Source organism: Nocardia cyriacigeorgica NBRC 100375 (assembly GCF_000308555.1).
GTDB lineage: Bacteria > Actinomycetota > Actinomycetes > Mycobacteriales > Mycobacteriaceae > Nocardia > Nocardia cyriacigeorgica.
The window spans coordinates 1-13,018 of the sequence record NZ_BAFY01000217.1; the positions used below are offsets into that span (position 1 = coordinate 1).

At 68.9% G+C, this 13,018-nt stretch carries 1 protein-coding gene; it reads right to left on the reverse strand.

Features of this window, described 5'->3' with window-relative positions:
• Positions 1-12,724, reverse strand: a 12,724-nt coding sequence (locus tag RJ05_RS22190; RefSeq protein ID WP_036540276.1) for a non-ribosomal peptide synthetase, incomplete at its 3' end; no start/stop codon positions are given.
• Between the last annotated feature and the right edge of the window lie 294 nt (positions 12,725-13,018).

Here is a 13,018-nt window from a genome sequence, read left to right on the forward strand (position 1 = left end):
TCTGGGTGTCGAGCGCCGCGCCGAGGCGCGCCGCGACCTGAGTGGCGACCAGCGAATTGCCGCCGAGGGCGAAGAAATCGTCATCGAGGCCGACGCGTTCGACGCCGAGCACATCGGCGAAGGTGCCCGCCACGATCTCCTGCACCGGCGTCACCGGAGCACGGAACGCGGTGGCGGCGAAGGTCGGCTCCGGCAGTGCCTTGCGGTCGAGCTTGCCGGAGGCATTGAGCGGGAACGCGTCGAGCACGACGTAGGCCGCCGGCACCATGTAGGCGGGCAGCTGCTGACCGAGTTCGGCGCGCACCGCGTCGATATCGACCACGCGATCCGGGTCGGGCACCACGTAGGCGACCAGCTGATCGCCGGTGTGCTCGTCCGACCGCACGACGACAACGGCCTGGGCGATGGATTCCAGTGCAGTGAGCGCGTTCTCGATCTCGCCGAGCTCGATGCGCAGACCGCGCAGCTTCACCTGGAAGTCGGTGCGGCCCAGGTACTCCAGTTCACCGTCGGCGGTCCAGGCCACCAGGTCACCGGTGCGGTACATGCGCTCGCCCGCGGTGAAGGGGTTGGCGACGAACCGGTCCATGGTGAGGTCGGGTCGTCCGACATAGCCGTGCGCGAGCTGTGCCCCCGCCAGATACAGCTCACCCGGGACACCCGCCGGCACCGGCCGCAGCCGCGCGTCCAGCACGTAGACCTGAGTGTTGAACACGGGGGCACCGATCGGCACCGAGCTGGTGTCGGCGTCGGTGACCTCGTGGAAGGTGACGTCGACCGCGGCCTCGGTGGGACCGTACAGGTTGTGCAGCCGGGCGCCGGTCAGCTCACGCAAGCGCTGCGCGGTGACCGCGGGCAGCGCTTCACCGGAGGCGAAGACGTTGCGCAGGCCGAGGTATTCGGCGGCCAGCGGTTCGGCCACGAACACCGACAGCATGGACGGCACGAAGTGCACCGTGGTGACCTGCTCGTCGGCCATGAGCTGAGCCAGGTAGGCCGGATCGCGATGCCCGTCGGGCTTGGCGACAACCAGTCGCGCGCCGACCTGCAAGGGCCAGAAGAACTCCCACACCGACACGTCGAAGGTGGCGGGAGTCTTCTGAATAACCACGTCATCGGCGGCCAGACCGTATTCGGCGTGCATCCACACCAACCGGTTGACGATCGCCGCATGGCTGACCGCGACACCCTTGGGGCGGCCGGTCGAACCGGAGGTGAAGATGACGTAGGCGGTATTGCCCGGGCGCAACGGCCGATGCCGGTCGGCGTCGGTGAGCACCTCGTCGGAGAACGCCGACAGGTCCAGCTCATCGATGCGCACCTGCCGCGACAGCGTGGTGTCCAGATCGGAACCGGAGGTGAGCACGCACACCGGGCGCGCGGTGTCCAGGATGTAGTCGATGCGCTCGGCCGGATGATCCGGATCCAGCGGCACATACGCGCCACCGGCGACGCTGACGGCGTACATGCCGACCACCAGATCGATGGAGCGCCGCATGCCGAGGGCCACATACGATTCCGGGCCGACGCCTGCCTGCTTGAGCCAGCGCGCCAGCCGGTGCACTCGTCCGGCGAACTCGGCGTAGGTGAGACTTGTCCCCTCGGAGGTGACCGCGTACGCGTCCGGGGTGCGCGCGACCTGCGCCTCGAACAGCGAGACCAGGGTGGCGGCGGCATCGCCGACCGGCGAAGTCAGCGCGGCGTCGACCGGGAATTCGGTGTCGTTCCACCGGTCGAGCACCCGGGTGCGTTCGATGGAGTCGAGCAGGTCGATATCGCCGATCGAGGCGCCGGGCGCGTCGGCCACACCGCGCAGCACCCGCAGGAACCGCTCGGCGAAGGTGCTCGCGTAACCGGCGTCGAAAAGGTCGGTGGCGTAGACGAGTTCGGCGTCCATCTCCGACTCCGCGCCGGGCACCTCGCTCAGCGTGAGCTGGAGATCGAACTTGGCCGTCGGCTGATCGATGCCGAGTTCGGTCACCGTGAGGCCGGGCAGCTCCAGTGAGGTGCGGCCGAGGTTCTGGAACGACAGCATCACCTGGAACAGCGGATGCCGCGCCTGCGAACGCGCCGGGTTGAGCACCTCCACCAGACGTTCGAACGGCACGTCGGCGTGCGCGAAGGCCGCCAGATCGCGTTCGCGCACCTGCGCGAGCAGCTCGCCGAACGACTGCGCGGGATCGACCTCGGTGCGCAACACCAGGGTGTTGACGAACATGCCGACCAGATCGTCGAGCGCCTGCTCACCACGACCGGCCACCGGGATACCGATGGCGATGTCATCGGTGCCGCTCAGCCGCGCCAGCAGCGCCGCGAACGCGCCGTGCACCACCATGAACAGGGTGGTGCCGGTGCTGTGGGCGACCTGGTTCAGTTCCTCGATCAGCGCGCCCGGCACCCGGAAGCGGTGGGTGCCCGCACCGTAGCTCGCGACGGCGGGGCGGGGGCGGCCGGCCAGCCGCAGTTCGTCGGGCAGCCCGGCCAGCGCGGTGCGCCAGTAGTCGAGCTGCTCGGAGATCAGCGAGGTCGGATCCTCTTCGGAGCCCAGCGCCTCACGCTGCCACAGCGCGTAGTCGATGTACTGCACCGCAAGCGGCGGCCAGCCCGGCTCCACCGACGCGGTCCTGGCGACGTAGGCCGTCATCAGATCGCGCACCAGCGGGCGCATGGAGAAACCGTCGGCGGCGATGTGGTGTACCACCACGGCCAGCACGAAGTCCTGCTCGGCCAGCTGGAACAGCCGCAGCCGCACCGGCAGCTCGGAGGTGACGTCGTAGCCGCGGGAGGCGAATTCGTAGAGGGCCGAACCGATCTCGTGCTCGCCGAGCGCCACCATATCCAGTTCGGGGATGGCCCGGGTCGAGGGCAGCACGCGCTGGTAGGCGACGCCGTCGTGGGACGGGTAGATGGTGCGCAGCGACTCGTGGCGCACGATCACATCCGAGACCGCACCCCGCAGCGCGTCCAGGTCGAGCACGCCCTGCAAGCGGACCGCGGCCGGAATGTTGTTGGCCGCGGAATCGGCGTCGAAGCGGTTGAGGAACCACATCCGCTGCTGAGCCAGCGACAGCGGCGGATGCTCCGGGCGCACCTGTTCGGTCAGCGCCTGCCTGGCGCCACTGCCCGCATGCGATTCCATCCGCGCGGCCAGCGCGCCGACGGTGGGCGCCTCGAACAGGGTGCGCACACCCACCTGGGTGTCGAGCGCGGCGCTGAGCCGGGCCACCACCTGGGTGGCGACCAGCGAGTTGCCGCCGAGTTCGAAGAAGTCGTCGTCGACGCCGACCCGGCCGACACCGAGCAGATCGGCGAAGACCTCCGCCACGATCTCCTCGATCGGCGTCGAGGGCGCGCGGAAGGCCTTGGCCTCGAACTTCGGCGCGGGCAGCGCCTTGCGGTCCAGCTTGCCGCTGGCGTTCACCGGGAAGGCGTCGAGCACCACGAGCGCGGCCGGGATCATGTAGCCGGGCAGCGTGGCAGCGAGTGCTGCCTTCACCGCATCGGGATCGATGACGGCGTCGGCTTCGCGCACCACATAGCCGACCAGCTGATCGCCGGAGTGCGCGTCGGCGCGCACCACCACGACCGACTGCGCGATACCGGGCTGCGCCAGTAGCGCGGCCTCGATCTCGCCCAGCTCGATGCGCAGACCGCGCAGCTTCACCTGGAAGTCGGTGCGGCCCAGGTACTCCAGTTCCCCGGCGCGGGTCCAGGTCACCAGGTCGCCCGTGCGGTACATGCGCTCGCCGGGAGCGCCGTACGGGTTGGCGACGAATCGATCGGAGGTCAGGTCGGCGCGGCCGAGGTAGCCGAGCGCCAGCTGATCGCCCGCGAGATAGAGCTCTCCCGCGATACCGGGGGCGACCGGTCGTAGCCGGGCGTCGAGCACGAAGACACGGGTGTTCCACACCGGTCGACCGATCGGCACCGAGACGGTGTCGGCATCGGTGGCCTCGTGATAGGTGACGTCGACCGCGGCCTCGGTGGGGCCGTACAGGTTGTGCAGGCGGGCGCCGGTCAACTCACGCAGCCGCTGCGCCGTCGGCGCGGGCAGCGCCTCACCGGAGGCGAACACCTGCCGCAGTCGCGGCGCGGGAAGCGCTGCGGCGTCACCGTTGTCGTTGCCGAGAGTGGCTACGAACACCGACAGCATCGACGGCACGAAGTGCGCGGTGGTGATGCCCTGTTCGGCGATGATCCGCGCCAGGTACACCGGGTCGCGGTGCCCGTCGGGTTTGGCGACGACCAGGCGCGCACCGGTCTGCAAGGGCCAGAAGAACTCCCACACCGACACGTCGAAGGTCGCGGGGGTCTTCTGGAGCACGGCGTCGTCGGCGTCGATCGGGTACTCGTGCTGCATCCACAGCAGCCGGTTGACGATCGCCGCATGACTCACCGCGACGCCCTTGGGGCGTCCGGTGGAGCCGGAGGTGAAGATGACGTAGGCGGTGCTCGCACCCAGGATCGGCCGTGCCCGTTCGGCATCGGTGATCGGGGCCGTGTCGAACGCGGACAGGTCGAGCGCGTCCACCTCGAGCAACGGTGCGCTCGCAGCGGTGAATTCGTCCCGCGTGGTGGTCAACACGACCGCGGGCCGTGCGGTGTCCAGCACGTAGTCGATACGGTCGGCGGGCTGATCCGGGTCGATCGGCACATAACCCGCGCCGGTCTCCAGCACCGCGTACATCGCGACGACCAGATCCACCGACCGCCGGATGGCCAGCGCGACCAGCGAATCCGCGCCCACTCCGTCGGCCAGCAGCCTGCGGGCCAGCTGGTGGACTCGGCCCGCGAACTCCGCGTAGGTGAGCTGCTCGTCTTCGAAGACCAGCGCCACCGCGTCCGGAGTCGCGGCGGCCTGCTGCTCGAACAGCGACACCAGGGTCGCCTCGGGCACCGGGCGGGTGGTGTCGTTCCAGTCGGTGAGGACCTTCGCCCGCTCGTCGGCGGCGAGCAGGTCGATATCGCCGATGGCGATGGTCGGGTCGGCGGTGATCGCGGCCAGCACCCGGTCCAAGCGGTTGGCGAATTCGGCGACCGTCGATTCGTCGAACAGATCCAGTGCGTAGGAGAACTCGGCCGACATGCCTGCGGCCTCACCCAGCTCATCCTGGGTTTCCGACAGCGTCAGCTGCAGATCGAACTTCGCCAGCCTGGCGTCGTAGTCGATGCCGTTGACCGAAAGTCCGGGCAGCTCGAGGCTGGCCTGACGGGTGTTCTGGAAGGTCAGCATCACCTGGAACAGCGGATGCCGGGCCTGCGAGCGGGCCGGGTTCAGCACCTCGACCAGGCGCTCGAACGGCACGTCGGCGTGCGCGAAGGCGTGCAGGTCGGTCTCCCGGGCCCGCGCGAGCAGCTCGTCGAAACCGGCGGCCCCGTCGACCTCGGTGCGCAGCACCAGAGTGTTGACGAACATGCCGATCAGATCGTCCAGCGCGGCCTCACCACGGCCGGCGACCGGGGTACCGATGGCGATATCGCTGGTACCCGACAACCGGGCCAGCAGCACCGCCAGCGCCGAATGCATCACCATGAACAGCGACGCGTTGTGCCTGCGTCCCAGCTCGACCAGCGCGCGCTGGGTCTCCCCGGAGATGACGAACGGGTAGGTGCCGCCGCGATAGGAGGCGGCGGCCGGACGCGGCCGGTCCGAGGGCAGCACCAATTCGTCCGGAAGGTCGGCGAGTTCGCGCGACCAGTACCGGATCTGGTTGGAGATCAACGAGTTCGGATCGTCTTCGGAGCCGAGCACCTCGCGCTGCCACAGCGCGTAGTCGGCGTACTGCACCGGCAGCGCCGACCAGGCGGGCGCCTCCCACGAGGTGCGCGCGGCGTAGGCCACCATGACGTCGCGGGCCAGCGGCCCCATCGACCAGCCGTCGGCGGAGATGTGGTGCACCACCATGCCGAGCACGTACTCGGTCTCGTTGATCTCGAACAGCCGTGCGTGCAGCGGCACTTCGCTGGTGACGTCGAAGGCCATCGAGGCCAGCTCGACCAGGTGATCGATCAGGTTGTGCTCGGTGACCGGGATCGGGGTCAGGTCCGGCACGATCTGGGCGGCGTCCAGCACCACCTGCACCGGGCCCGCGCTGGTCTCCGGAAAGACCGTGCGCAACGATTCGTGCCGGTCGATCACATCGATGACCGCGACCTGGAGCGCGGCGACATCGAGATCGCCGGACAGCCGGATCGCGACCGGGATGTTGTTGACCGCCGATTCGGTGTCGAAGCGGTTGAGGAACCACATGCGCTGCTGTGCCAGCGACAGCGGCACCTCCTCCGGCCGGTCCCGTGCGACCAGGGCCTTGCGGGCGCCGTCACCGGCGTGCGATTCCACCCGGGCGGCCAGCGCCGCGACGGTAGAGGCCTCGAACAGCATGCGCACCGGCACCCGGGTGTCGAGCGCGATGCCGAGGCGGGAGGCGACCTGGGTCGCGATCAGCGAGTTGCCGCCGAGTTCGAAGAAGTCGTCGTCCACGCCCACCCGGGTGATGCCGAGCACCTCGCCGAAGATCTGCGCGACGATCTCTTCGATAGGTGTTGTCGGAGCGCGGAATTCGCGCACCTCGAACACCGGAGCGGGCAGGGCCCTGCGGTCCAGCTTGCCCGAGGGGTTCAGCGGCAGCGCCTCGAGCACCACGATCGCCGAGGGCACCATGTAGGAGGGCAGGGTGCGGTGCAGCGCGCCCTTGATGCTGTCGATATCGACCGGGCCCGCGTCGGTGACGACGTAGCCGACGAGCTGATCGCCCGCCACCGTGTCGAGCACCAGCACCACGGCCTGGTTGACGGCCGGATGCTCGAGCAGCGCGGTCTCGATCTCACCGAGCTCGATGCGCTGACCACGGAACTTGACCTGGAAGTCGGTGCGGCCGATGTATTCGAGCACGCCGGCCGTGCCGACCTCGGGGTCGTGCGGTTCGGTCCAGCGCACCAGGTCGCCGGTGCGGTAGAGCCGGGATCCGGGCGGGCCGAACGGATCGGCGACGAAGCGTTCGGCGGTCAGGTCGGGGCGACCGTGATAGCCGCGGGCGGTCTGGACGCCGCCCAGGTACAGCTCACCGGGCACACCGACCGGCACGGGCGAGAGTCCCTCGTCGAGCACGTAGGCGCGCGCGTTCCACACCGGGCGGCCGATCGGCACACTGGCCGGGGCAACCTCGTTCAGATGCCAGGCGGTGGCGTGCACGGTGAACTCGGTGGGACCGTACAGGTTGTGCATCGCGGCCGTGGAGAACTGCCGGAACGCGGTCACCGTCGCCGGCGGCAGCGCCTCACCGGCCACCAGAACCGCACGCAGCGAAGCACATTCGGCGGAATTGGCGGCACCGGCGAAGACCGAGAGCATCGACGGCACGAACGAGGTCATGGTGACCTTGTGCCGTCCGATGATCTCCGACAGGTACAACGGATCGCGATGGCCGTCCGGGGCCGCGATCAGCATCCGGGCGCCGACGGCGAGCGTGCCGAACAGCTCCCACACCGACACGTCGAAGGTGACCGGTGTCTTCTGCAACACCACATCGGCCGGGCTCATCCGGTATTCGGCGGTGATCCAGGCGATCTGGTTGACCACCGAGGCATGGCTGACCGCCACACCCTTCGGGCGGCCGGTCGAACCGGAGGTGTAGAGCACGTAGGCGGTGTTCGACGGGCGCAGCGGGGCACGCCGATCGGCGTCGGTGACCGGGGCGTCGGAGTACCCGCTCAGATCCTCGGTGTCGAGGAAGATCACCGGCACCTCGCCGGCGCTGATGTTGTCGGCGATGGTGGTGAGCACACACACCGGTGCCGAGGATTCGAGCACGTACTCGGTGCGCTCGGCCGGGTGATCGGGATCGATCGGCACGTAGCCGCCACCGGCGGTCATGGTCGCGTAGAGCGCGACGAGCATGTCCACCGAACGCCGGATACCAACGGCGACCAGCGATTCCGGGCCGACACCCGCGTCGATCAGCTTGCGGGCCAGGCGGTTGACCCGGGCCGCGAACTCGGCGTAGGTGAGTTCTTCGTCCAGACCGTCGATGCGGCCGGCGGCGTCGAAGACGACGGCGAGCTCGTCCGGGCGCTGCCGTACCTGCTCGGCGAACAGCTCGAGCACGGTGGCCGCCGGAACCTCGTGGGTGGTGTCGTTCCAGCCCGAGAGCACGGTGGCGCGTTCGGCGTCGTCCAGGATCTCGATATCGCGGACGGCGGTAGCCGGTTCGGCGACAACGGTTTCCAGCACCCGCAGGTAGCGGCGGGTGAACTCGTCGACGGTGGATTCGTCGAACAGATCGGTGGCGTAGGAGACCACCGCCGACATTCCGGCGGGCGCGCCATCACCGGCGCGCTCCTCGGTGACGGTCCACTGGAGGTCGAACTTGGCGATGTCGACCTCGAGCTCGTCGGCGGTGACCGACAGCCCGGGCAGCTCCAGCGTCGCGTGCGACATCTCCTGGAACGACAGCATCACCTGAAACAGCGGATGCCGGGCCTGCGAACGCGTCGGGTTGAGCACCTCCACCAGCCGCTCGAACGGCACATCGGTGTTGGCGAACGCCGCCAGGTCGGTTTCCCTGGTGCGGGTGAGGAATTCGGTGAACTGCTCGCTGCCGTCGACCTCCGAACGCAACACCAGCGTGTTGACGAACATGCCGATCAGATCGTCGAGCGCCTGCTCACCACGGCCCGCGACCGGCGTACCGATGGCGATGTCGGTGGTACCCGACAGCCGCGCCAGCAGCACCGCCAGCGAGGCGTGCATGACCATGAACAGGCTGACGCCCTGCGCGCGAGCCAGCGCGGACAGCCGCTGATGCAGTTCGGCGTCGATGGTGAAACCGACCCGGCCACCCTGGAAGCTCTGCACCGCCGGACGCGGCCGGTCGGTCGGCAGGTCCAGCTGATCGGGCAGCCCGGCCAGCGCGCGCTGCCAGTAGGCGATCTCGCGCGCGGCCATCGACTCCGGATCCGATTCCGAGCCGAGCAGCTCGCGCTGCCAGATGCTGTAGTCCTGGTACTGCACCGGCAGCGGCGTCCACGACGGCTCTTCGCCCTCGGCGCGCGCCAGGTAGGCGGCGGCCACATCGCGGGCCAGCGGGCCGAAGGAGAAACCGTCGGCGGCGATGTGGTGCACCACGAACGCCACCGCGTACTCCGGGGTGCCGTTGCCGCGGCCACCGGTCACCTCGTAGATGCGCACCCGGATGGGCAGCTCACGCGAGACATCGAAACCGGTGGAGGCGAATCCGGCCAGCACACCGGGCAATTCGGCTTCATCGATCGGCTCGACGGTGATGCCGAGATCGACCTGCTCGACCGGGATGACGAACTGGTATCCGCCGTCACCGGACTCCGGGAAGATGGTGCGCAGCGATTCCTGCCGCGCCACCACGTCGTCGAGCGCGGTCTGCAACGCCTCGACATCCACCCGGCCGCGCAACCGCACCACGAACGGCAGGTTGTAGGTCGGCACGGTGGGATCGAACTGGTTGATGAACCACATCCGCTGCTGCGCCAGCGACAGCGGCACCCGTTCCGGCAGGCGCTGCGCCACCAGCGGCGGGCGCGCGCCCGCGGTGGAAGCCGAATGCTCCGCGCGCGCGGCGATTCCCGCGACGGTCGGCGTCTCGAACAGCGCACGCACCCCGAGCTGGGTGTCGAAGGCCGCACTGATCCGCGACACCACCTGCGTCGCGACCAGCGAGTTACCGCCGAGGTCGAAGAAGTTGTCGTCGATGCCGATCCGGTCCTGGCTCAGCACATCGGCGAAGATGCCGGCCACCACCTGCTCGGCCTGGGTGCGCGGGGCTCGGAAGCCGGACGCGTCGGCCGCGAACACCGGCTCCGGCAGGGCCTTCCGGTCCAGCTTGCCGCTGGTGTTGAGCGGGAAGGCGTCCAGCACCATGATCGAGGCGGGCACCATGTAGCTCGGCAGCTTCTCCGCGACGAACCGCGTCAGCTCCGCCGATTCCACCGTCTGCCCCGGCGCGGGCACCACATAGGCCACCAGCTGCTGGCCGGTGGCGGTGTCGACCACCAGCACCACGGCCTGGCTGACGGCACTGTGCGCGAGCAGATCGGTCTCGATCTCACCGAGCTCGATGCGCTGGCCACGGAACTTCACCTGGAAGTCGGTGCGGCCGATGTACTCCAGCACGCCGGCGGCGTTCCAGCGCACCAGGTCGCCGGTGCGGTACATGCGCTCGCCGTTCGGCGACAGCGGGTTGGCGACGAAGCGATCCGAGGTCAGGTCCGGGCGGCCGCGGTAGCCGCGCGCCAGCTGACGTCCGCCCAGGTACAGCTCGCCCGGCGCACCGATCGGCGCGGGCCGCAGCCGCGAATCCAGAACGTAGACCTCGACATTCCACTCCGGAATACCGATCGGCACCGTCACGGTGTCGGCGGCGGTGGCCTCCCAGTAGGTCACCGAGACCGCGGCCTCGGTGGGACCGTAGAGGTTGTGCAGGCCGGCCGAGGTGATCGCGCGGAAGGCCGCGGCGGTCTCCGGCGGCAGCGCCTCACCGATGACGAACACCGCGCGCAGCGATTCGACCTGCGCGGGGGTGGCGTGCGAGACGAAGACGGTGAGCATCGAGGGGACGAAGTCGGTGATCGTCACCCGGTGCTCGGCGATCATCTGCGCCACGTACAGCGGATCGCGATGCCCGTCCGACGCGGCGATCACCAGCTTGGCGCCGACCATCAACGGCAGGAAGTAACCCCACAGCGACACGTCGAAGGTGGTCGCGGTCTTCTGCAAGTACACGTCATCGGCGGTCAGCTGGTACTCGTCGAGCATCCACAGCTGCTGGTTGACGATGGCGTGATGGGTGACCGCGACGCCCTTGGGGCGGCCGGTCGAACCCGAGGTGTAGATGACGTAGGCGGTGTTGTCCGGCCGCAGCGGGGCCCGGCGGTCGGCGTCGGTGATCGGCTCGGCCGAGTAGCCCGACACGTCGAGGGTGTCGATCTCCACCCGCTGCACCGATTCCGGCAGCTCCAGCTCGTCACCGGAGATCGTCAGCACGCAGACCGGTGCCGCGCTGTCGAGAATGTAGGCGGTGCGATCGGCCGGGTGATCCGGGTCGATCGGCACGTACGCGCCACCGGCCTTCAGCACCGCGTGCATGCCGATGACCAGCTCCAGCGAGCGCCGCATCCCCAGCGCCACCAGCGATTCCGGGCCGACTCCGTCGGCGATCAGGAACCGGCCCAGCCGGTTGACCCGCTCGTCGAACTCGGCGTAGGTGAGGGTGGCGCCCTCGAAATCGAGCGCGATGTTGTCCGGGGTGCGCGGGATCTGCGCGTCCAGCAGCGCGGGCAGCGTGGTGGTCGGCACCTCGTGCGCCGAATCGTTCCACTCCACCAGCGATTCGGTGCGTTCGGCGGCGGTGGTGACGTCGAGCTGCCAGACCGCGGTCTCGGCGTCGGCGGCCAGGAACCGGTCGAAGAACTCCAGGAACCGGCCGTGATGACGGCGCGCCTCGTCCTCGGTGTAGAGGTTCGGGTTGGTCTCGAAGTCGATATGCGAACGGGTGCCCGCCACCGACTGATAGAAGTTGACGCCCAGATCCTCGATGCTGCCGGTGGACAGCACGCTGAGCTGGCCGACCATCGGGCCGAGCACCAGCTCGTCGTGGAACAGCATGATGTTGACCCACGGACCGAAGAACTCCGTGGTCACCACACCGTCGCCGGCCGAGTCACGGCGGATGTCCTCGTGCCGGTAGCGCTGATGACGCAGCGCCCCCGACACCTCGACCTGCACCTGCCGCAGCAGTTCGGTGACCGAAGTGTCGTAGCCGACATGCAGCCGCAGCGGCACGATGTTCGAGGCCACACCACCGGAGCGGCGCATCGCGGCGGTGGTACGGGCCGTGACCGGCAGGCTGAGGATGACTTCCTCGTTGCCCGTCAGCTGGGCCAGGTACGCGGCGAACCCGGCGATCAGCATCGCGGCGGGCGAGGAGTCGTGGCGGGCGACGGCCTCGGTGAGCAGCGAATCCTGCTCCTCCGACAGCGCCGCGCTGACGATCCCGTTCACCGGCGACGGCGGCGCCGACCGACCGGCCAGGCTCGAACCCTCCTCCAGGCCCGCCACCCGCTGCGCCCAGTGCTCCTTGTCGGACTGGAAGCGCGTGCTGTCGCGGTACGCGATCTCGGATTCGTAGAGCGTGCGCAGGTCGGCGGCCTTGCTCGGCGCGGGCTCGGCACCGGTGACATAGGCGGTGTAGAGCTCGGCGATGCGCGTCATGAACGTCATCGCGCCGAAGCCGTCGAGGGCGATGTGATGCGCCCGCGAATACCAGAACCAGCGGTGATCCTCGATGCGCAGCGCGGCGGCGCGGATCAGGCGGTCCTTGACGATGTCGAGCGGCTGCGAGTACTCCGCCCGCATCCACTCCTGGGCGGCCGCTTCGGGATCCTCGGCGTCGCGCAGGTCGACGTATTCGAGGGTGGCGTCCAGCGACGGGTCGACGGTCTGCAGCGGTTCACCATCGCGTTCGATGATCCGCAGGAAGCCCGACCCCATCTCCAGGGCGGCATCGGCACTGGCCCGTTCGAGAGCCGCTACATCCAGGTCGCCGCGCAGATCGACATACTGCGCGATGTTGACCGGCACCTGAGGATCGACATGCTGGGCATACCAGATACCCAGCTGCGCCGGGGACAACGGAAAGAATTCATCCCGCTCACCACCAGTTTCGCCGTTTCCGCCGAAATCCAGCCGGTCCAACCGTAACCTCGCTTCCGGAACACCACGCAAGCGCTCCCCGACGACACCCGGACAGGACGCTCACCTATCCAAGCGTGGCGTCCACTTCTCCGAGCTCAGTTCTCGTATCAATCAGACAAAAATGTTCATTGGCACTATCTGTCCGCCGGGCCACTTGTTACATGGGCACGACCGGACCCGAGGTCGCCCACGCGGCACATCCGCGAACTTCGCTGCTGATCACCGAATCAATCTACCGTCGCCCTGGGCAGGGGACCAACCAACGCCCATAGCCTGCGCACATCGTCGCTGGCG